General features: G+C 68.9%; 17 protein-coding genes. 9 read left to right on the forward strand and 8 right to left on the reverse strand.

Annotation, left to right across the window (positions count from 1 at the left end):
• The first annotated feature begins 2 nt into the window (after positions 1-2).
• Positions 3-4,463, forward strand: a complete 4,461-nt coding sequence (locus AC5Y31_RS04355) for a PE family protein (RefSeq protein ID WP_499978316.1) — start codon at positions 3-5, stop codon at positions 4,461-4,463.
• A gap of 122 nt (positions 4,464-4,585) precedes the next feature.
• On the opposite strand, the gene AC5Y31_RS04360 is transcribed toward AC5Y31_RS04355, so the two are convergent.
• The gene (locus AC5Y31_RS04360; RefSeq protein WP_499978321.1) at positions 4,586-7,237 is read right to left on the reverse strand and encodes a helix-turn-helix transcriptional regulator; all 2,652 of its coding nucleotides are present in this window, start codon (positions 7,235-7,237) and stop codon (positions 4,586-4,588) included.
• A gap of 148 nt (positions 7,238-7,385) precedes the next feature.
• Positions 7,386-8,378, reverse strand: coding sequence for a class I SAM-dependent methyltransferase (locus AC5Y31_RS04365; protein ID WP_499978962.1), 993 nt, complete (start codon positions 8,376-8,378; stop codon positions 7,386-7,388).
• A 161-nt stretch (positions 8,379-8,539) separates the two neighbouring features.
• On the opposite strand from AC5Y31_RS04365, the gene nadD reads away from it, so the two are divergent.
• From nadD to AC5Y31_RS04390, 5 genes are read left to right on the forward strand one after another with little or no spacing between them, the layout of a single operon-like run.
• On the forward strand, positions 8,540-9,211 hold the full coding sequence (nadD, locus tag AC5Y31_RS04370; protein WP_499978323.1) for a nicotinate-nucleotide adenylyltransferase: 672 nt from the start codon (positions 8,540-8,542) through the stop codon (positions 9,209-9,211).
• Positions 9,208-9,615 carry a ribosome silencing factor gene (gene rsfS, locus AC5Y31_RS04375; protein ID WP_499978326.1) on the forward strand — a complete coding sequence of 136 codons (408 nt, stop codon included), beginning with the start codon at positions 9,208-9,210 and terminating at the stop codon, positions 9,613-9,615. Before nadD ends, rsfS begins: the two co-directional genes overlap by 4 nt.
• Positions 9,612-10,283, forward strand: coding sequence for a glucosyl-3-phosphoglycerate phosphatase (gene gpgP / locus AC5Y31_RS04380; RefSeq protein ID WP_065025663.1), 672 nt, complete (start codon positions 9,612-9,614; stop codon positions 10,281-10,283). Before rsfS ends, gpgP begins: the two co-directional genes overlap by 4 nt.
• 7 nt (positions 10,284-10,290) lie before the next feature.
• On the forward strand, positions 10,291-11,022 hold the full coding sequence (gene octT, locus AC5Y31_RS04385) for a diglucosylglycerate octanoyltransferase (protein ID WP_165607364.1): 732 nt from the start codon (positions 10,291-10,293) through the stop codon (positions 11,020-11,022).
• Positions 11,019-11,882 carry a DegV family protein gene (locus tag AC5Y31_RS04390; RefSeq protein WP_499978329.1) on the forward strand — a complete coding sequence of 288 codons (864 nt, stop codon included), beginning with the start codon at positions 11,019-11,021 and terminating at the stop codon, positions 11,880-11,882. Before octT ends, AC5Y31_RS04390 begins: the two co-directional genes overlap by 4 nt.
• Before the next feature lie 8 nt (positions 11,883-11,890).
• Here AC5Y31_RS04390 and AC5Y31_RS04395 read toward each other — a convergent pair whose 3' ends face one another.
• Together AC5Y31_RS04395 and AC5Y31_RS04400 are read right to left on the reverse strand one after the other, a co-directional pair.
• Positions 11,891-14,806 carry an MMPL/RND family transporter gene (locus AC5Y31_RS04395; protein WP_065025660.1) on the reverse strand — a complete coding sequence of 972 codons (2,916 nt, stop codon included), beginning with the start codon at positions 14,804-14,806 and terminating at the stop codon, positions 11,891-11,893.
• Positions 14,803-15,246, reverse strand: a complete 444-nt coding sequence (locus AC5Y31_RS04400; protein ID WP_499978333.1) for an MmpS family transport accessory protein — start codon at positions 15,244-15,246, stop codon at positions 14,803-14,805. The genes AC5Y31_RS04395 and AC5Y31_RS04400 overlap by 4 nt, the downstream gene beginning before the upstream one ends.
• Positions 15,247-15,469: 223 nt before the next feature.
• On the opposite strand from AC5Y31_RS04400, the gene AC5Y31_RS04405 reads away from it, so the two are divergent.
• Positions 15,470-16,057, forward strand: coding sequence for a PepSY domain-containing protein (locus AC5Y31_RS04405; RefSeq protein WP_065025658.1), 588 nt, complete (start codon positions 15,470-15,472; stop codon positions 16,055-16,057).
• Here AC5Y31_RS04405 and AC5Y31_RS04410 read toward each other — a convergent pair whose 3' ends face one another.
• Positions 16,058-17,101, reverse strand: coding sequence for an NAD(P)H-dependent amine dehydrogenase family protein (locus tag AC5Y31_RS04410; protein WP_499978335.1), 1,044 nt, complete (start codon positions 17,099-17,101; stop codon positions 16,058-16,060).
• A gap of 56 nt (positions 17,102-17,157) precedes the next feature.
• Between AC5Y31_RS04410 and AC5Y31_RS04415 the strand changes: the two genes are divergently transcribed.
• Positions 17,158-18,351: an enhanced intracellular survival protein Eis gene (locus AC5Y31_RS04415; RefSeq protein WP_499978336.1), complete on the forward strand. Its 1,194-nt coding sequence runs from the start codon at positions 17,158-17,160 to the stop codon at positions 18,349-18,351.
• A gap of 5 nt (positions 18,352-18,356) precedes the next feature.
• On the opposite strand, the gene AC5Y31_RS04420 is transcribed toward AC5Y31_RS04415, so the two are convergent.
• Positions 18,357-19,466, reverse strand: coding sequence for an acyl-CoA dehydrogenase family protein (locus AC5Y31_RS04420; RefSeq protein ID WP_065025655.1), 1,110 nt, complete (start codon positions 19,464-19,466; stop codon positions 18,357-18,359).
• A gap of 14 nt (positions 19,467-19,480) precedes the next feature.
• The gene (locus tag AC5Y31_RS04425; protein ID WP_065025654.1) at positions 19,481-20,641 is read right to left on the reverse strand and encodes an acyl-CoA dehydrogenase family protein; all 1,161 of its coding nucleotides are present in this window, start codon (positions 20,639-20,641) and stop codon (positions 19,481-19,483) included.
• A 154-nt stretch (positions 20,642-20,795) separates the two neighbouring features.
• Here AC5Y31_RS04425 and AC5Y31_RS04430 point away from each other — a divergent pair, with 154 nt between their 5' ends.
• Positions 20,796-21,332, forward strand: a complete 537-nt coding sequence (locus AC5Y31_RS04430; protein WP_499978343.1) for a DUF4352 domain-containing protein — start codon at positions 20,796-20,798, stop codon at positions 21,330-21,332.
• A gap of 151 nt (positions 21,333-21,483) precedes the next feature.
• Here the strand turns inward: AC5Y31_RS04430 and AC5Y31_RS04435 are convergent, their stop codons facing one another.
• Complete coding sequence (locus AC5Y31_RS04435) at positions 21,484-21,879, reverse strand: hypothetical protein (protein ID WP_234787455.1); 396 nt, start codon at positions 21,877-21,879, stop codon at positions 21,484-21,486.
• Positions 21,880-22,013: the final 134 nt, after the last annotated feature.

Genomic DNA, 22,013 nt, shown 5'->3' on the forward strand with positions numbered 1-22,013 from the left:
TGATGTCTGACAGGAACCGCAGTGGGAAGCGGAATTCCACGCCCAAAGGCAAGGCGCGTCATGTCGCCGGTGCCGGCGCGGCGGTAAGTGCGTTCTTGGCGTTCGGGATGGGGCCATTGGCGCACATGCCGTCTGCCCAAGCCGATGACTTCGACTTGGGTGATCTGTTCGACCCGTCGGCGTGGGCGCTGCCCTACGACGGCATCGACTGGAATTCTTTCGTCGATCCTGCGGCCTGGTCGGCCCTGTTCGACTCCTCGGCATTCGACGCGGCGACTGCGGGCAGCGCGACCGCGGACCAGGTCGGTTGGGATGCGACCTGGAACTCACTCATGGCTACGGTCAACAGCTGGTTCACCGGCTCCGGCCAGGCCGGTGACGCGGCCGGCTCTGTGCCCGGCAGCGCCTGGTCGTTTGCCAACTCCTGTGGTTTGTGGTGTGACGGCGCCGCCGGCACCGCGGCCAACCCCAATGGTCAAGACGGCGGGCTCTTCTTCGGCAACGGTGGTGCCGGTTTCTCGGGTCTGGACGCGAACGGCGACTGGATCGTCGGCAGCGGTGGTGACGCGAACCTCTGGGGCAGCGGCGGCGCCGGTGGCGACGCGGCCCTCGACCCGAACAACGATGGCATCGCCGGCGGCGACGGTGGCGCCGGTGGCAGCTGGTTCGGCAACGGCGGCAATGGCGGCGACGGCGACGACGGCGCGGACGGCGTCAACGGCGCCAACGGCGTGTGGGGCGTGCCCGGCAGCGGCGGCGTCGACGGCGCCGGCCAAGACGGCGGAAACGGTGCTGACGGTGGTGCCGGCGGTGCCGGTGGTGCCGGAACCGGCTTCCTCAACGCATTGTTCGGCGGTCACGGCGGTAACGGCGGTGACGGCGGCGCCGGTGGTATGGCCGGCAACGGCGGCAACGGCGCAGCGGCCGACGCCACCCACCTCAACGGCGGCAACGGTGGTAACGGCGGCGCCGAAGGCAACGGCGGGGCCGGTGGTGCGGCGGGCGCCGGTGGTGGCAAGGCCGGCGTTGCCGGGCCGGATGGCACCGGCGGCGGCAACGGCGGTAACGGTGCGGACGGCTTCACCCCGCTTATCCCAGGCACGGCTGGCGGTACCGGCGGCAACGGCGGCAACGCCGGTACCGCCACCGGTAACGGGGGTAACGGCGGGAACGGCGGCAACGGTGCTGCGGGCAAGACCGGTAACACCGGTGAGGCCGGCGGCACCGGTGCGGCCGGCGGCGACGGCGGCAACGGCGGCAACGGCGGGTCGGAGGGCCATGGCGGCAATGCCGGTAACGGCGGTGACGCCGGTGACGGCGGCCAGGGCGGTACCGGTGCGGCCGGGCAGTGGGGCGTGAACGGAGAGTACGGCGACGGTTCGGGCGGGGTCGGTGGCGCCGGTGGCGCCGGCGGCACCGAGGTCGGTCACGCCGGAACGGCCGGGACCGGCGGAGCAGGCAACGGTCAAGCCGGTACCGACGGCAGCGTGGGTGCCATCGGTCAGGCAGGAGACGGTGGCGTGGGCGCCGCGGGCGACTGGGCGCACAACGGTGGCATGGGCGGTCACGGCGGCGACGGCGGGGTCGCCAGCCCCGGCGGCACCGGTGGTACCGGTGGTAACGGCGGTGCGGGTGCCGACGCCACCGTCGGCCACCTGACCGCCGGTACCGGCGGCACGGCCGGCAACGGTGGCGCCGGCGGCACCACCGGCAACGGTGGTGACGGCGGCCAGGGCGGCCAGGGTGGCCAGGGCATCACCGGCGCCAACGGCGGCACTGGCGCCGACGGCAACGGCACCGACGGCCTCACCGGTGGCAGCGGCGGCAGCGGCGGCCAGGGCGGTAACGGCGGCGCCGGGGGCACGGTCAGCGGCAACGCCGGCAACGGCGGTCAGGGCGGCACCGGCGGCACCGCCGGCAGCGGCGGCAACGGCGGTAACGGCGCCGATGGACTGGCGGCCAACGCCCCCAACGGCGGGCACGGCGGTAACGGCGGCTCGGCCGGCAGCGGCGGCAGCGGCGGCAAGGGCGGCGTCGCGGGCACCGCCACCAACGGCGCGGCGGGCACCGACGGCAACGGCGGTGACGGGGGCTCGGCGGGTACCGGCGGCAACGGCGGTGACGGCGGTAAGGGCTACAACCCGACCCAAGGTGACCTGGTGGGGAACACGGTCGGGCTCAACGGCGGCGACGGCGGCTACGGCGGCAACGGCGGCACCGCGGGCGCAGCCGGCGCTGGCGGCCTGGCCGGTGGCGTCACCGGCCACGCGGGTGTCACCGGGGACGGCGGCTCCGGCGGTGACGGCGGTAACGGCGCGATAGGCGGTAACGCCATCGGCTACAACGTCATGACCGGCGAAGGCATGACCGGCGGCACCGGCGGCTATGGCGGCAATGGCGGTAGCGGCGGGCCGGCCGGCCTGGGCACCGGAAACGGCGGCAACGGCGGTAACGGCGCCGAAGGCGGCAAGGGTAGCGACGGCTTCACCCCCGATGGCGTCAACGCTGTGGACGGCTTCAACGGCGGCCAGGGCGGCCAGGGCGGTTACGGCGGTAACGGCGGCGACAGCGGCGCGTTCGGCGGCAACGGCGGGCTCGGCGGTAACGGCGCCGACGGCGGTGCCGCAGGCAACGGCACAGCCGGCTTCCAGAACACCGGCAACACCGTCGGGTCCGCCTCCGTGGGCCACAACGGCGGTAGCGGCGGCACCGGCGGCGCCGGCGGCCACGCCGGCAACGGCGGCAATGCGCTGGCAACCGGCGCCGGTGCGACCGGCAACGGCGGCGACGGCGGCGTGGCCGGGAACGGTGGCGCCGGCGGCAACGCCGGGGCCGGTAGCAACGCCAACGACCCGACGAACGTGGGTGGCCCAGCAAACGGCGGCAACGCCGGTAACGGCGGCACCGGCGGTCAGGCCGGCTACGGCGGCGACGGCGGCCACGGCGCCGGCACCGGTTCCGGCGGCAACGGTTCCGACGGCGGCCAGGGTGGTGTCGGCGGCAACGGCGCGGCAGGCGGCAACGCGCTGGCCACCGGCACCGGCGGCACCGGTGGCAACGCCGGAACCGGCGGTAACGGCAACTACGGCGGCAACGGCGGCGATGGCGGCCTGAACGCCACGGGCACCCAACCGGCCGGCGCGGGCGGCAACGCCGGCAACGGCGGCGCCGGCGGCGACGCCGGGGCGACGGCCGGCGCGGGCGGCAACTCGGTGAACGGCACCGCCGGCACCGGCGGCTCCGGTGGCACCGGCGGCGACGGCGCCCAGGGTGGTTACGGCGGCATCGGCTCCACCGGCGGCGACGCCGGTAACGGCGGGGCGGGCGGCAACGCGGTCGCCAATGGTGCGGCCGGCGGTAACGCCAGCGGCGCAGGCGGTCAGGGCGGTCAGGGCGGCGCCGGTGGCAGCGGCGGTCGCGGCGGCGCCGGCGGCAGCAACAGCACCACTACCGGGGCGGGCTCCGGATACGTCGGCAACGGCGGCGCGGGAGGCGTCGGCGGTAACGGCGGCAACGGCACCGACGGCGGCGCCGGCGGCACCGGCGGCAACGCGGTCGGTGCTGTGGCAGGTGGCCAGGGTGGCCAGGGTGGCGCCGGAGGCAACGCGGGGGCGGGAGGCGCCGGCGGCGATGGCGGCGGCACCAGCGCCGTCGGCGCCTCCGGGGGCGACGGCGGTAACGCCGGTGACACCGGCACCGCCGGCAACGGCGGCACCGGCGGGGCCGGCGGCCAGGCCGACGCCGCGGGAGCCAACGGTGGCCAGGGCGGTCAGGGTGGCGCCGGCGGGAACGTCAATGCCAGCACCCCGGGCGCGGCCGCCAGTGGCGGCGACGGCGGCAACGCCCTCGGCGGCACCGGCGGGGCCGGCGGTGATGGCGGTAACGCCAGTGCGGGCGGTCAGGGTGGCACCGGCGGCGCCGGCGGCGCGGCCAGCACTGCAGTCAACGGCGGCGACGGCGGTCACGGCGGGGCGGGCGGTAACGGCGGCACGACCGTGGCCGGCGGACAGGGCGGTCTCGGCGGTTCTGTCACCACCGGAACCGGCGGTCAGGGCGGCGACGGCGGCACCGCCGGCGTCGGTGGCGCCGGTGGCAACGGCGGGGCCGGTGGCGCCGGTCAACCGCTGGTCGGCGGTAACGGCGCCGGAACGGTCGGTGGCGCCGGGAAGGGCGGCGACGGCGCGGCCGGCGCGGCCGGCGGCACCGGCGGCACCGGCGGCGCCAGTGGCTCTGCCGCTGGCACCACCGGCAGCGGCGGCGACGGCCAAGATGGCGGTATCGGCGGCAACGGCGGCGCCAACGGCGCCGGGACCCCCGGCGGCGTGGCTCCCGGGCTCGGTGTCACCGGCGGCCCGACACCCGGTCAGCCCGGTCAGCCCGGCCACGCCGGCGCCGGCGCCGGCGGAGCCGGCGGCGCGGGCGGCAGCGGCGGCATCCCTGGCACGGGAGCACCCGCAACGTAGGGAGTCGCCAAGACCGACAACGGAGAGGCCCGCTTCGGCGGGTCTCTTCGTTGTTGTGCGGCGGGTGTCGCCGGGAGAACCACGAAAGGCCCGCTACCGCGGGCCTTTCTGACGCTCGGACCTCAGGCGCGGGGCCGGCCCTCGGCAAACAACCGGACCAACTGGTCGCGCCGCTCGATGCCGAGCTTGGCGAACATCCGGTAGAGATGCCCGTCCACGGTGCGTACCGACACCGAGAGCCGGTCGGCGATCTGACGGTTGGGCAGACCGGCGGCGACGAGCATCGCGATCTCGCGCTCCCGGTCGGTGATCGGCAGTGGCTGAGTCACCGCCGCGACTGCCGGAGTGTGGATGTCACCTTGGCGGGCCAGCCACTGCGTCCGCGTCGACGACTCCAATTGCTTGCCGCGTTGACCGCTGCGCGCGTATTCGGCGGATGCCTGGGCCGCCGCATCCGCGGCGAGTGCGAACGCGCCCAGGGTCGCGAACTTGTCCGACGCGATGCTCAACAGGTCGGCGTTGTGGTCAGCCAGACCGCGGGCATGCGCCGCAACCGCATTGGGCAACGGGGCGTCCAGTGTCTCGGCGAGCTCCGCCAGCCGGTCGGCATGCGAGCGGTCGCCGAATCTGACCGCGGTGTGCAGCGCCCGCAACTCGACCGCGTGCATTCCGGATCGGCGGGCGCTCTGCGCCGCCCGCAGTGCGTGGGCGCGCGCATCGGAGATCTGACCGTGCGCTGCCCGCTCCCAGGCCCGGGCCATCTCGAGTTCCGGTGAGAACGCGGCGATTTGCGCTCCATAGGCTTCTTCGCAATGCCGCAATGCGGCGGAGGCCGACGCAGCGTTGCCTCGCGCCGCTTCGGCTTGGGTGGCCCACGCGTTGGCCAGCATCGGCCACAGCGATAGGGAAGCGCCCGACAACACCGGCATCGAGTCCTGAAACGACGAACATGCCAAGGGCAGTTGACCGCGTGCCAGCTGTACCAGGCCGAACAGCACCCCGACCATCGAATCGGGTTCCGGGACGCCGGCAGCCATGGTGGCATAGCGTTCGGCGACCATTTCGGTCGCGGCCAAATCCCCGGCGGTGACCAGTGCCATGACCTCGGCGATACCGAGCCCGAATCGGATCATCCCGGAGCGACTGTGCGCAGCCGCCCGCAGTCCCAGGTCAGCGATTCCGTAGACCTCGCCGAAGCGCCCCGCTGCGGTCAATGCGTGCGCAGTGGGCAACGCCGCCAAGGCGGTCGCGGCCGGCCATACGTCCGCCGCGCAGAACGGCGGTCCGGAACGAATCGTTTTTGCGAGGTTGCCGGTGAAGAACGTGAAAGCCACCTCCAGGGCGCGGCACAGAGCGGCGCTCACCTCCGAGTGGGCGCGACCTTGCACCTCGGCGAGAACCGCCCATGCGGAATCGATCTCACCGCAGTTCCAGAATAGGTTCGACGCGCGAAGACAACCCCATTGAACTATTAACGCGTCGTCGGCGCCGTCGAGGCTGACATCGGTCAACACCGACTCGGCGTCGTCGCCTCGGCCTTGCCACAACAGTGCGTCTCCGAGAACGAGGGCCGCCGGTAGGCCACCGTCGCGGTCAAAGGCGAAGCGGGCCAACTCTTCTGCATGGCCGAGGTTGGACATCGCCGCCGCCCGCACCGCCGCGCCGATGATCAGCTTGAAGTCGGGATCCAAGTCGCTGCAGATCATGAATTGGGCCATCCGGATCTTGCCGCGCACGTCGGGCAACCGCAAGCGCCGCCCGCCACCAAGAAGGTACTTGTCGAAGGCGTTGAACAGCACACCGTTGAGTCGGCGGGCGCGCACCACCCCGACACGCTCAAGCACCGCTTCACAGATGATGGGGTGAGTCACCTGGACCAGGGTTCCCCCGGCATCGGACGTCAGATGAATCAACCGGTGACGCTCCAGCCCGGAAATGGCTTCGGGAGAACAGAGCTCGCGGAAGACCTCCCAGTCCAGCAATTCGGCGGTCGCCAGGATCTCAAGTGCCTCGAGCTCTTCAGGGGTGAGCGCCTGGAGCCGGAAGCCGAGTAGGACAGACAGTTCCTGGTCGGCGTGCAGGGAACCTTTGAGCTGCCAGCCGTACTCGTCTTGCACCAGGACGCCGTCATCGCGGCCGGCCCGCAGCAGTCCGCGCAGATACAGCGGACTTCCGCCGCTTCGGTCGTGCAACCGGTTGATCGCCTGGGGGCTCACGACACCACCGAGTACCCGGCGGGCGAGTTCGCCGGTCTGTTCGCGGGTGAACGGATTGATGCGCATGTTCAACAGCAACTGTTCTTTGAGCAGTGCGGTGACCGCATCGAGAAGCGTTTCGCCGGCCCGGATCACCACGATCACCTGCGCCGTGCCTTCGGCGGCCAGCTGGTAGACCAGGGTGGCCGACAACGGATCGAGCAGTTGAGCGTCATCGACCACGATCACCGGGTTCTCGGCGGCCTCGAGGTTCTTGTGCGCGATCGCCAACATCGCTGCCGGCTCGCACGATGCATCGACGGTCACCGACCGGGAGAACGCCCCCAACGGCACATCGCGGCCGGTCTGGGTGCCCAGCACAAACCGGACTGTGCGCCCGGCCGCATTGAGACGGGCTCCGAGCGCACGAGCCAGCGTCGACTTGCCGACACCGCTGTCGCCGACCAGAGCGACGCCCTGAAACTCCGAATCCGGCTCGAGAGTCGCCAAGGCCTCGCGCAGCTCATCGTCGCGGCCGACGATCGGCCACGCCGAAACAGCTTCAGCCTTGCTGCGCAAAGGATCCGACCTCCCCCGGGGCCAACTGCGTTTGGCGCAAAACTACGCCGCGGGTATCGGGGGTGTACATATTTCCGCAGCCGAAAAACAAACGTTGACGAACGCGTCAAAAAGTGCCGCTCACCAGGGCGGCTACCTCGCCGATCGCTCAGTGGGTGCGCTCGAAAACCAGCCAGCGCAACTCGATCGGGCTGTTCTCCCGCGACGTGCGGAACGCATCGAGCCCGCTTACCCAGTCGATGTACCAGCTGGTGGGCGGCCAGGCGCCATCGGGCAGATGAGCCTTCTCGTACTCGTAGACGGAGTCGTCGGCAACCAGCCCCAGCGGCAAGCCGGCTGTTGCGGCGGATATCTCATCGCGGGTGAACAGGCTCGAGTACACCTGCTGGCAGAATTCGCGGGCGGCATCATCGGGCTCGTAGCCCGCACCGGCCAGGAACGCGTTGAACACCAGCCGGCCGCCGGGCGCCAGACAGCGGGCGGCGAGTTCGAAGAGGCTGCGCACCTGTTGCGTCGACCGGAAATCGGTCAACACCTCCGAGAGCACGATCAGCTGGTAGTCGTCGCGCAGGTCGTCGGCGTCGACGAATACGTCGCGCACGATGACGCGCACGTCCAACAATTCCCGGTTCGCCTCATGCGTGAGTATCTCGGCGAACTTCGGGGTCATCTCAACGACGTCGACCGGATGCCCGCGTCGTGCCAGAGCCAGGGCGTTGCGCCCGGTGCCGGCGCCGATCTCGAGCACGCGATGCGCGGCAGGATCATCGGCTTCGGAAGCGAGCTGCCAGACCCGTGCATCGGGCTCGGTGCCGAACAGCGGCGGCTCCCGCGTCGCCAGCCAGCGCTCGTACGCCTCGGCGATCGAGGTCCATTCGGCGCGGACCGTGTAGTTCAGGGTGAGACCGATCGGGGCCTCGTAGGAGATGACGATGTTCGAGCGCGGCGATGCCGTGTAGGCGGCGGTTAGTTGGCCCTCCAACACCTCGCGCAGATGGGCGAGTTCGGCGTCGTTGAAACGCTTGCCCAGGCCGGCGAACACCGTGTCGCACATCGACACGTATTCGTCGAGCATGCTCGGGACGGCCGGCAGCACGACCTGGCCACTGATCCGCGCGCGGGTATAGAAACGCCGCAACATGGCGTCCTTGGCGGCCTGCGCTCGATCAACCGATGACGACGGCGAATTCTCCACAGCCCTCTTCTACACGATCGTGGAACGCTTTGCCTCGGCAATAGCGCTGAGCTGTCCGCGGCCGTCTGGCGACAGCCGTTTCCGCTGGTCCAGTAAGCTGGCGAACCATGCATGACGGGCTGCGCAGGCTGGGGGTGATGGGCGGGACGTTTGATCCCATCCACTACGGCCACCTGGTCGCAGCCAGCGAGGTAGCCCACAAGTTCGCGCTGGACGAGGTCGTGTTCGTACCCAGCGGTCAGCCCTGGCAAAAGGATCGGCATGTCTCGGCGGCCGAGGACCGGTACCTGATGACGGTGATCGCCACGGCGTCCAATCCGCGCTTTTCGGTGAGCCGGGTGGACATCGACCGCACCGGCCCCACCTATACCCGCGACACGTTGCGGGACTTGCACGCGCTGAACCCGCAATCGGAGCTGTATTTCATCACCGGCGCCGACGCGTTGGCGTCGATATTGTCCTGGCAGGGCTGGGAGGAGCTGTTCGACTTGGCGCGTTTCATCGGGGTCAGCCGGCCCGGATTCGAGCTGCGGCATGACCACATCACCGGTGTGCTGGGCGAACTGGAGGAGAACGCGTTGACCTTGGTGGAGATCCCGGCGTTGGCAATCTCGTCGACCGATTGCCGCCAACGCGCCGAGCAGCGCCGGCCGCTGTGGTACCTGATGCCCGACGGCGTTGTGCAGTACGTGTCCAAGCGCCGGCTCTACCGCAGTGATCCGGGCGCCAGCAAGGCCGTCGGCCGATCCACCAGCCTGGCCGCCGGGAACAACGCATGACAGCGACCCGCGAAGCGATCGACATGGCGACGGTGGCCGCGGTGGCCGCCGCGTCCAAGCTCGCCACCGACGTCGTCGTCATCGACGTATCCGCCCACTTGGTCATCACCGACTGCTTCGTGATCGCCTCGGCGTCCAACGAACGTCAGGTCAACGCCATCGTCGACGAGGTGGAGGACAAGATGCGGCTGGCCGGGTACAAGCCGGCGCGCCGCGAAGGCACCCGGGAGGGGCGCTGGACGCTGCTGGACTACGTCGACATCGTGGTGCACATCCAGCACCAGGACGAGCGGGACTTCTACGCGCTGGACCGGCTGTGGAAGGACTGCCCACTGGTGCCGGTGGACTTAGCGGACTCAGCCGCCGAGCCGGGCGACGCGGCGGCGTCGGAGGGAGCCCCGTGAGGGTCCGCCGACTGATCCTGTTGCGGCACGGCCAGACCGAGTTCAATGCCGGCAGCAGGATGCAGGGTCAATTGGACACCGTCTTGAGCGATCTGGGTCGCGCGCAAGCGGAGGCGGCCGCCGAGGTGCTGCGCAAGCGCCATCCGCTGCTGATCGTGTCGTCGGATCTGTGGCGTGCCTACGACACCGCCACGGTGCTGGCCGAGCACAACGGGCTGCAAGTCCGGGTGGACACCCGCCTGCGCGAAACACACCTGGGCGACTGGCAGGGCCTGACCCATGAGGAGGTTGACGCCGTGGCGCCCGGTGCCCGGCTGGCCTGGCGTGACGACGCCCGGTGGGCTCCGCACGGCGGCGAGAGCAGAGTGGATGTGGCCGCGCGCAGTGAACCGCTGGTCGCCGAGTTGGTGGCCGGCGAGCCGGACTGGGGGAGCGGTGACGCTGACCGGCCGGTGGTGCTGGTGGCCCACGGTGGCCTGATCGCCGCCCTGACCGCGGCGTTGCTGCGTCTTCCGGTCGAGAACTGGCCGGTGCTGGGTGGAATGGCCAACGCCAGCTGGACCCAGCTCAGCGGGTACTCGGAGGCCGGAGTGACCGATCCGGCCGACGTCCGATGGCGCCTGGATGTCTGGAACGCGTCAGCACAGGTAGCCGGCGATGTCCTCTGAACCGACGATGTCCTCGCCATCCCGTCCGACGCTGTTGATCTTCGCCGATTCGCTGTCGTACTACGGGCCCACCGGCGGGCTGCCGGCCGACGACCCGCGGATCTGGCCGAACATCGTTGGGGCGCAGCTGGGCTGGGATGTCGAGTTGATCGGACGGATCGGCTGGACCAGTCGGGACGTTTGGTGGGCGGCCACCCAGGATCCGCGCGCCTGGGCCGCCCTGCCCCGGGCCGGGGCCGTCATCATCGCCACCAGCGGGATGGATTCGCTGCCCTCGGTGTGGCCGACCGCGCTGCGCGAGTTGATCCGGTATGTGCGGCCGCCCTGGCTGCGACGCTGGGTGCGCGACGGTTACGGTTGGCTGCAGCCCCGGCTCTCGCCGCTGGCCCGGGCGGCACTGCCGCCGCGGCTGACCGCCGATTACCTTGAAATGACCCGTGGTGCAATCGATTTCAACCGGCCGGGGATCCCGATCGTGGCCTGCCTGCCGTCGGTTCACATCGCCGATACCTATGGCCGCGCCCACCATGGGCGAGAGCCGACGGTGCGGGCGATCACGCAATGGGCGCAGCGGCACGACGTCGGGCTGGTCGATCTGAAGTTGGGCGTGGCCGACGAGGTCATGAGCGGGCGGGCCAACCCGGACGGCATCCACTGGAACTTCGAAGCGCACCGGGGTGTCGCCGAACTGATGCTCAAAGCGCTGGCCGAGGCCGGCGTGCCCGGACAGGCGGAATGACCGGCCCCTCCGTCGTCGTGGTCACCGACTCGTCGGCGTGCCTACCCACGGAACTGCGTGATCGGTGGGACATCCGCGTGGTGCCGCTGCACATTCTGCTCGACGGCGCCGACCTGCGCGACGGCATCGATGATGTGCCCGAGGACATCTACGCCCGGGACGGCGTAAGCACGGCCGGAAGCAACCCCGAGGAGCTGACCGAGGCCTATCGGAACGGGTTGGCCGACAGCGGCGGCGCCGGCGTGGTGGCGATCCACATCTCCTCGGCACTGTCCGGCACGTTCGGCACCGCCGAGCACGTCGCCGCCGAAATCGGCCCCGGTGTCCGGGTTATCGACTCGAGGTCTGCGGCGATGGGCACCGGATTCGTGGCGCTCGCCGCCGCCCGCGCTGCCGCCGGCGGCGCCGATCTGGACGGGGTGGCGGCCGCCGCCGAGGCAGCCGTGCAGCGCAGCCGCGCCTACCTGGTGGTACAGCGGCTGGACAATCTGCGGCGCAGCGGCCGGATCGGCAGTGCGGCGGCCTGGCTGGGAACCGCACTGTCGCTCAAGCCGCTGTTGGCGGTGGACGATGGGAAACTCGTACTGGCCCAGCGGATCCGCACCGTCAACAAGGCCGTCGCATCGATGATCGATCGGGTCTGCGATGCGGTCGGTGATCGTCCCGCCGGGCTGGCCGTGCAACATGTCGCCAATCCGCACGGAGCACAAGAGGTGGCCGGTGCGCTGGCGGAGCGGTTGCCGTCCTGCGAGCCGGCCATCATCACCGACCTGGGACCGACGTTGGCCCTGCATGTCGGGGCCGGCGCGGTCGCGGTGTGCGTGGACCTGAATCCGGGAGAGGCTCCGGCCGGCGTCTGACCCGCCGTCTACTGCGTGGCGAACCTGTCGGTGTCTGCGGCCGGATCGGTGTGGGGCGTGTGGGCCGCGATCCCACGGATGTTCTTGTTGGGGCCCCACGGGCGGACCACCTGAGGCCACCAGAACCACTTGCCCAGCATCGTCGCGATCGACGGCATGAAGAACGCCCGGACCACGAAGGTGTCCAGCAGCAACCCGATGGCCACGGTTGTGCCGTACATGCCGATCGCCTTGAGATCGCTGAAGAACATGATGCCCATGGTCGCGGCGAACACCATGCCCGCCGAGGTCACCACGCCACCGCTGCCGGCCATCGCCCGGATATAGCCGGTCTTCAGCCCGGCGTGGATCTCCTCTTCGAACCGCGAGACCAGCAGCAGGTTGTAGTCCGAACCCACCGCCAGTAGCACGATCACCGCCAAAACCAGGGTCACCCAGTAGATGTGCTGGCCGAAGATGTGTTGCCAGATCAGCACCGAGATGCCGAAGGACGCCGCGATCGAACTGGAAGCGGTACCCAGGATCACCAGCGCGGCCACCATGCTGCGGGTGATCATCATCATGATCAAGAAGATCAGGGTCAGCGACGCGACCACCGCGATCATCAGGTCGTACTTGGCGCCGTTGCTCATGTCTTCGTAGAGGGCGGCCATCCCGCCGACGTAGACCTTGGCGTCCGACAGCGAGGACTGCTTGAGTGCCTCCTGCGCGGCGATGCGCTCCGGCTCCACGCGGGCAATGCCCTCCGCGGTGGCCGGGTAGGTCTGGTGGGTGACGAAGAAGCGCGCCGACTTGCCGTCCGGCGACATGAACAGGCGCAGCCCCGTCTGGAAGTCCTTGTTATCGAATGCTTCCGCGGGTAGGTAGAAGAAGTCGTCGTTCTTCGAGTCGTCGAAACTCTGCCCCATCATGATCTGGGTGTTGCTCAGATCCTCCATCTGGTTGACGAACGCCGAGAAGGTGGAATGCACGGTCAGCACCAGGCCGCGCATGATCCTCATGGTGTCGACGACGGCGGGCAGCAACTCCACCGCCTGTGGCAGCAAGCGGGCCGTCTTGGTGATGTCGGCTGACAGGTGGTGCAATTGCTCGGTGAGCTGGTCGACACCGTCGGTGGTGTCGAAGGTGCTCCGCAGCGCCCAGCACATCGGGATGTCGAAGCAGTGCGGCTCCCAGTAGAAGTAGCTGCGCAGCGGCCGGAACTGGTCGTCGAAGTCGGCCAGATGGTCGCGGATCCGGTCGGAGACCTCCACGGTGCGCTCGGTGACCTCGGCGGTGTCATCGAAGGTCCGGTCGACCTCCTGCAGGTAGCCGTACATCTGGATCAGCAACTCGATGTCCTTGTCGAGCTGCTGGGAGATCGTGTCGATGTCTTTGATCCGGTCCTTGAGCGTCTTCATGTTCTGGATCATCAACTGATTGGACGCACTGAGCTGGAAGGGAACCGAGCTGTGCTGCAACGGGATTCCCAACGGCCGGGTGATGTCCTGGATCATGGCGATGCCGTGCACCCGCATGATGTTCTTGGCGACCCGGTCCAGCACCAGCATGTCGGCCGGGTTCCGCATGTCGTGGTCGGAGGTCACCATGGTGATGTCGGGGGCCATCCGGGCGGCCGAGAAGTGCTTCTCGGCGGCGGCATAACTGACGTTGACCGGGGTTTCCTTCGGCAGGTACTTCCGGTCGTCGTATCCGGGTTTGAACCCCGGCAGGGCGACCAGTCCGACCATGATGACCGCCAGGCTGGCCACCGCGATCGGACCCGGCCAGCGCACGACCGAGACCCCGGCGCGGCGCCAGAACCCACCCGGCTTGGCTGGTTTGGGCTCCAGCAGCCCGAAGCTGGTGACCACCACCAGCAACGCCGGTCCCAGGGTGAGTGCGGCGGCGACCACGACGATCATGCCCACCGAGACCGGGATGCCCATGGTGTGGAAGTAGGGCAGCCGGGTGAAGTACAACACCGCCGACGCCCCCGCGATGGTTAGGCCCGACCCCAGCACGACGGGGGTGACGCTGCGCACGGTGGTGTAGTAGGCGTCGACCCGCTCTTCGCCGGCCAGCCGGGCCTCGCGGTAGCGGCCGATCAGGAAGATGCCGTAATCGGTACCGGCGGCGATCGCCAGCATCACCATGATGTTGACCGCGAACGTCGTCAGACCCATCACGTTGTTGAACCCGAGCACCGCGACGACGCCGCGCGCGCAGATCAGTTCCAGCAGCGTCAGGAACAGCTGCGTCAGCATCGCCGAGATGGACCGGAAGACGATCAGCAGCATGATTGCGATCGCGGCGATGGTGAACAGGGTGATCTTCACCAGGCTGGCGTCGCCGATCTCGCGCAGATCCGCGGTCAGCGCTGCCGGACCGGCGACATAGGCCTGCACGCCGGGTGGGGCGGGAGTGTCGTCGATGTGCTTGCGGACCGCTTGCACCGAGTCGTTGGCTTCGGTCATGCCCTGGTTGCCGACCAGGTTGAGCATGATGTAGGCCGCTTTGGCGTCGGAGCTCTGCACACCGGCCGCGGTCAACCGGTCACGCCAGAAGTCCTGCGCGTGCTCGACGTGGTCCTTGTCGGCGACCAGCTTCTTGACGATTTCGTCGTAGTAGCGGTGGGCGTCCTCGCCGAGTTCGTCCTCGCCGACCACCACCATCATCACGGTGCTGTTGGATTTGTATTCCTGGAAGTTCTCGCCGACCAGCTGACTGGCGACCATCGACGGCGCGTCCATCGGCGCCAGCGGGGCCGAGTGTTCCTCGGAGATCACTTCCAGCTGGGGCACAAGGATATTGACCAGGACGGTGAACACGATCCAGACGATGATGATCGGCACCGCGAAGATGCGCAGCATGTGTGCGAAGAACGGCCGTTTGACGTGCGGGTCCTGGTGCTCGTCGAGCCGCGCTCGGATCCGTTTGATCATCCGGACTTCACCAGGCAGAAGGTCTGGGCGTTCAGCCCGGTGGCGCGTCGTTCGTCGAGCAGCCGGTCGTCGATCTTGATCCGGCAGCCGATCTCACCGGTGTTGCCCTGCACGATCATGTTGGCCTGCACTGCGGGAAGCACGGTGACGACGGTGTAGGACCAGGGCAGCGGCACATTGTTGAGTTGATGGACGTTGGCCTCGGCGTCCCAGTAGTTGATGTCGGCGGTGGTGCCCGGAGGACCGAATGCCTCGTAGGCGACGTACTTGGGGTTGAACTGCACGATCTCGATGCCGGCGCCGGCGTGGGGGTTGAGGTCCTGGGAGGCGAACACCTTGTGCAGCCGGGTGACGACCACGGCGGATATGAAGACGACCACGATGAAGACCAGCGGAATCCAATGCCTTTTGACTATTGCGGCGATCGGAATCTTCCTCATATCACCGCCTTCCGCTGGTCGATAGTGCGGTCGAACGCCGGCAGCGGACAGGGTGTGTTCCGGCCTCGCCGGAATCGTCGAAGGCTGCCACGAATATCGTCCTCGGGCAGCATAAACCTTCGCTTGGCTAACGATCGCAACGGGTGCGCACGCCGGGTGTGCCGATTGCAGAAGTCCCCGGTAGGTCGGCAGTGTCGCCGGCCTTTCAGTAGCATGGCCGCTGATGCACGGTCTGGTGAATGGCGTCCGAGTCGGCGCAGTGGTCATCGTGGTAGCGCTGGCGCTGGCCGGTTGCAGCGGCAACGGCAGGTCAGGCGCGAAATCGTCGGAGTCGACCACGCCCGGGGCGTCCTGGTCGCGCCCGGATGCGCCGCCTGATCCGCACACCCTGCTGCGCGCGGGGGACCTGGCCGTTTCGCAGGTGCCGGCCAGCGTGCTGATCTTCATCGAGAGCGAAACCAACGATTCCGGCAGCTGGAAGGCGCGGGTGGTCACCCCCGACGGCGCCGAACGGCAGCTCAAGATCGAATCCGACGGTGAGTCGGTGCTGGTCGGCCCGACCGTCACCGAGGACAGCGACGCCGACAAGGCCAAACGACGCGCCAATCTGGACGGCGCCCACCTGGACTACCGGGCCGCGGTGAAGAAGGTGCTGAGCGCGGTGCCCGACGGCTCGGTCACCGAGTTGAGCCTGCTCGACATGAACGGCACCGTGGTGTGGGACGCCGACGTGTGGGACACCGAGCTGGTCGAACACGACGTCACCATCGATGCCGCGTCGGGGGCGATCACCACCAACCGCCCGGTTTGATCAGCTCGCGGAACGGCCGGTGATCGGCGGCAGGTCGGCCAGGGTGACGATGCCCGGCGCGGCCGCGACCACCGCGGGCACCGCATTGGTCACCGGCATGGCGGTGTAGATCGAACCCAATCCGTTGAAGTTCGGCTCGCTCCAGTCCTTGGGCGGCAGGCAGTTGATGACGGTGCGCATGTTCGGCACTCCGAACACCTGGATCACGTGGCCGTGCGCCACCGGCTTGGGCGGCGTGACGTGGCTGCCCATGATCCAGTTGAATCCCACGCTGACCACGTTGCGCTCACCGACCCAACCGCGGTGGTAGCCGAAGACACTGCCCACGGTTCCGGCGGGGATCTTCATGAAGCCCAGATCGCTGTCACCGGTCGCGGCGGTGAACTGCACGTCGAAAGTCATCCTGTCCAGCTGCGCGCCGATCGCGTCGGCCATCATCGCCGCGGACTCGGCGAACACCTCGCATTCGCGGCGGACACTCTCGGCTAGCCCCGGGGTCTCGGGGTCCTGGCCGAAGCCCATCGCCGCCATGGTGGCCGCGGACTCGTACGTCGAGCAGTCCACCGATTCGGTGATCCGGATCTCGTCGACCCGCTCACACGCCCCCGACAGCACCATGCCGACCATGTTGGTCAGCCCGGGGTGCGCACCACTGCCGAACATCGTCGAGTTCCCGGCCCGGCAGGCATCCTCGATGCGGGTGCGGTCTTCCGGGGTCTGCTTGCCGCCGGTGATCCAGGCGGCCGTGGAGCACACGTTGATGCCGGCTTCCAGCAGCCGGACCAATTCGTCGATGCTCGGCCACAGCGGGTTGTAGCAACAGGCGTCGGGCTTCAGCGCGATCAAGGCGTCGATGTCGTCGGTGGCGGTGATCCCGGTCGGTTCCGGCCAGCCGGCCAACTCGGCAGCGTCCACTCCGACCTTGTTCTTGCCGTGGGCGTAGACGCCGACCAACTCCATGTCGGGACGGCCGATGATGGCGTGCAGCGAGCGCTGCCCGATGTTGCCGGTGGTCCATTGGATGACGCGCAGCGGTGTGCTCATGGCTCCACACCTTATTGGGATGCGGCGCGCCGCCGGTTGTGGCACCGTCGAAGTCCGTGACCGATGTGACCGTGCGGACCGCGCAGGACGACGACTGGGCGGCGATCTCGCTGTTGGAGGCCGCCGGCTTCGGGTCGTTCACCCACCCGGACCAGGTCGAGGCCATTCGGACCCTGGTCCCGCCCGGCGGCGCGGTGGTGGCCTGCGAAGGCGGCGAGGTGATCGGCGTGGCGTTCTACCTCGACCTGCGGCTCACGGTTCCCGGCGGGGCGGTGCTGCCGGCCGCAGGCATCAGCGGCGTGGTCGTTGCGCCCACCCACCGCCGGCGCGGCGTGCTGCGCGCCATGTACGTCGAATTGCACCGGCGAATCGCCGATTCCGGATATCCGGTGGCGGCGCTGACCGCCAGCGAAGGCGGCATCTACGGGCGATTCGGTTACGGCCCGGCCACCGTCGACCAGGAGCTGACCATCGACCGGCGGTTCGCGGTGTTCCACCCCGACGCACCCGACCCCGGCGGGGTCCGGCTGGTCCGGGCCGGTGACCACCGCGACGAGTTCGCCGCGATCTACGACCGTTGCCGCGAGCGCACCCCCGGTGGGTTGGTACGCCCGATCCCGCTCTGGGACGACCTGCTCGCCGACCGGGAAGGCGACCGCGACGGCGGCACCGCTTGGATGGCGCTGCTGCACCCGGACGGTTACGCCCTGTACCGGGTGCACGGGGCGAAGCCCAAGACGGTGCGGGTGGCGGAGCTGCGGGCCGTCACGCCGGAGGCGCACGCCGCGTTGTGGCGGGCGCTGCTGGGCATGGATCTGATGCAGACCGTCGTCATCGGCACCTACCCGGACGATCCGCTGCCCTATCTGTTGACCGACACCCGGTTGGCCCGCACCACCGCACGCACCGACGAGGGCTGGCTGCGGTTGATGGACATCCCGACCGCATTGGCGGCCCGCGACTACGCCGCAGACCTGAGTGTGGTCCTGGAGGTGTCCGACCGGTTCCGCGGCGACGGTGGCCGATTCGCGCTGGAAATCCGCGACGGCCGGGCGCAGTGCACCCGCTGCGACGCACCCGCGGACGCCGAACTGGATCTCGACGTGCTGGGCAGCCTTTACCTGGGAACTCACCGGGTGTCGGCGCTGACCGCAGCGAACCGGTTGCGTTGCCGAGAGGGCGGGCTCGCGCAGCGGCTCGATGCGGCGTTCGCCAGCGCGGTGCCGGCTCAGCTCGGCTTCTTCTTCTAAAGCGGCTACAGCTTGGCCAGGCCGTAGCGGTCCAGGTTGTCCATCAGCACGTGCACCTGATCCTGCGCAGAGCCCAGGGTGTGCTCGATCGCGGTGAGCCGGGCCGCGAGGTGACCGACCGGATACTCCCAGGTCATCCCGATCCCGCCGTGCAGCTGGATGGCCTCCTGAGCGATGTGCCGCCCGGAGCGGCCGATCTGCAGCTTGGCGCGTGCCGCGATCACCGGGTCGAGGTTGCCGTCGGCGATCGACATGGCCGCGTACATGCTCATGCTGCGGGCCAACTCCAGCGAGACGTACATGTCGGCGGCGCGCTGAGTCAGGGTCTGGAAGGTGTTGAGCGTGACGCCGAACTGCTTGCGGGTCTTGAGGTAGTCGGTGGTCAGCCGTAGTGCCTCTTCCATCGCCCCGACCGCCTCGGCGCACAGCGCCGAGGAGATGCGGATGAGCGCGTGCTCGATGGCACCGGTGGCGTCAGCGGCCTCACCGAGCGGAGCACCCGGGGTGTTGTCCAAGTCGATCTGGGCGCCGCGCCGGCCGTCAAAGGTTCGGTAGGGCGACCGGGTCAGGCCGTCGGCGTCTCCGTCGACCAGAAATAGTCCGGTTCCCCCATCGGGCAGGGCGGCGCTGACCACCAGGGTGTCGGCGCGGTCGCCGGTCAACACCGGGTTCTTGCGTCCACTGAGGCGCCACGAATCACCATGCTGCGCAGCCGCAGTGGTCACTTTGGCGTTCCCACCGCGCATACTCGGCTCGGTGTGGGCGAACGCCAGGATCTGCTCGCCCTCGGCGACGGCGTCGAGCAGTTTGCGCTGCTCGGCATCGCCGTGTTCGGCGATCAGCGCACCCGGCCCGAGTGCTCCGTGCACGACGGGCTCGGGGGCAACCCGCCGGCCGATCTCGGTGAGCACCACCATGATCTCTAGCGGTCCGGACTCCTCCGGTTCGAAACCGAGACCGAGAATTCCGGTGTCGGCCAGCTGTTTCCACACCTGAGTGTTGTAGCCGGGGTCGGCGTCGACGACCGTGTTGCGGGTCTCGGTGTCGTAGCCCGACAACATCGAACGGGTGGTGTCGCGGAGCAGAACCTGCTCGTCGCTGAGTTGAAAGTCCATGACCGTCGTACCTCCTACAGGCCCAGAATGGTGGACGCGATGATGGTGCGTTGCACCTCGTTGCTGCCGCCGTAGATCGATGTTTTGCGGTAGTTCAGGTAGGTCGGGGCGGCGTGCTGCGCCCACTCCGGAGTGGCGATGCCCTCGCCCGCCTCGAACGGCAGCACGTCGGGACCGGCGAGTTCGACGAACAGTTCGGTGACGGCCTGCTGCAGTTGGCTGCCGCGCAGCTTGAGCACCGACGACGCCGGGTTGGGCTTGCCGTCGGCGGAGTCACTCGACACCCGCATCTGGGTGAGTTCCAGTGCCAGCAAGTCGTTTTCGGCCTCGGCCAGCCGTGCCGCGAACAGCGGGTCATCGAGTGCGCCGAGCTCCTTGGCGCGCTCCTTGACCTCGGCGAGCCGCACCTTGGTGCGGGTTACCCCGGCGATCCCGGTGCGCTCGTTGCCCAGCAGGAACTTCGCGTAGGTCCAGCCGTGGTTCTCCTCGCCGACCAGCTGATCGGCGGGCACCCGCACGTCGGAGAAGAAGACCTCGTTGACCTCGTAGCCGCCGTCGATCAGCTTGATCGGCCGCATGGTGACGCCCGGCGTGTTCACCTCGAACAGCAGGAACGAGATGCCGGCCTGCTTTTTGGGGGCCTGCGGGTCGGTGCGCACCAGGCAGAAAATCCAGTCCGCGTACTGCCCGAGTGTGGTCCAGGTCTTCTGCCCGTTGACGATGTAGCTATCGCCGTCGCGTATCGCGGTGGTGCGCAGCGACGCCAGGTCGGAGCCGGCGTCCGGCTCGGAAAACCCTTGGCACCACCAGATATCCAGGTTGGCGGTGGCCGGCAGGAAGCGTTCCTTGATGGCCTGGGAACCGAATTCGGCGATCACCGGGCCCACCATCTTGGCGTTGAAGGTCAGCGGCTCGGGCACCGACGCCAATTGCATTTCGTCGAGCCAGATCTGGTGCTGGGTCAGCGTCCAGTCCTTGCCGCCCCACTCGACCGGCCAGTTGGGCACCGCGAGACCGTTCGCATTGAGGATCTTCTGCGTGGCCACGATGTCGTCGGGAAATATCGACTGGCCCAGCCGGCCGCGCTCCCGGATATCCGCGGGGATCTCGGTGGTGAAGAAGGTGCGCATCTCGTCGCGGAATGCGGCCTCCTCGGCGGTCAGTGCCAGTCTCACGTCGACCTCCCGGTTGGTTGGGTGAACTCACGGTTGGTATGCACCCTAATCGGAACCCGCCGCGCGGCGCGGCAAAGGTGCGGTCCCGGACCCGGAAACCGATCGGAACCGGTTAACGCAGGCGCTGGTATGCGTTTTTGTAGGCTATGAATTTATGAGACGGTCGCTCGTCGCACTATGTGTCCTGTTCTTTTGTGCGGTGTCGTGTTCGGCGGAGCCGGCCGGGGAGGCGCGGCCCGCGCCGTCGGCTTCGGCGCAGCAGCCCCCGCCCGCCCGGCCGGCCGCCCACCTCGGCCAGACACTGGACCTGATGCGGATCGGCGGGCAGAAGATCGCGGTGACGTTGACGGAGGTCATCGACCCCGCCACCGTGCCCAACGGCTGGGGCGAGGCCGGCAAGACCTACATCGCGACCAAACTGCGTATCGAGAACGCCGGAACGACGACCATCGTCGGCAACAGCAACAGCGACGTCTCGGTGGTCGGTTCCGACGACCAGAGCTACCAGGCCGATTTCGCCACCGTGACCGAGTGCCAGGACTTCGCCTACGGCTGGTTCCTGCTCGCCGCCGGCTCCTCGAGCACCGGCTGCGTCGTGTTCGCGCTGCCCGCGGGGGTCACCGCGACGAAAGTCCGCTACTCACCGTCCTCGGGCATCTCCCGTGACATCGGGGAATGGGTGAACCCGTAGCGGGGTTTCTGCACAACCGCGCGTTGATGGTTTGTCGTCATACGCCTGACGTGGTTTAGGATGGGTGTCGCCTGGGGCGTTGAGCCTCTGGAAGTGAGCCCGAGACCCGGCCGGACGACCGCGGCGCTCGGGCTTCGCGTTTTCCACGGGTTCATACGTCGCGAACAGCCGAGACGGCCGGCGTGATCAGCTGTCGCCAGCGCCCACCCTTAGCCCAGCACCATGCGACGGCATCGGGGACCGCCAGCAATGCGTCGGCATGCGAGCGCTTGTGTTCATAGTGGAGGGTATGGCGACAGTCAGCCGCGCGCGTGTACTCGATAAGCCGTTGGTTGTCCCAACTGAGCATGCTGTCGTCTTGGTCAAAGATGACGCGGGTGTCATTGCTGGCAGCATGATCGCGCACAAGTGACCACAGGCATGCGGCCCGACGTTCCCGGTCGTTGCGGTGCGCGGGGGATGCGGCGCGGTAGACGGTGGCTTGAACTCCTGCGGCGACGAGAGTGTCCGCGATGGTTCGTTTGCGTCCGTTCTTCTCATCCTTCATATGCAGGTAACGCTGACCTGGCAGCAACAGTCCGCGGACGACCGCTCGCAAATCAGCGAGGTCGCTGGTGGTATGCAGAGTGGCGACAAGTAGGTAGTCGCGTTGCTTGGTCTCGTCGACGTAGATGTGATCGG

The organism is Mycobacterium sp. NGS18 (assembly GCF_059813185.1).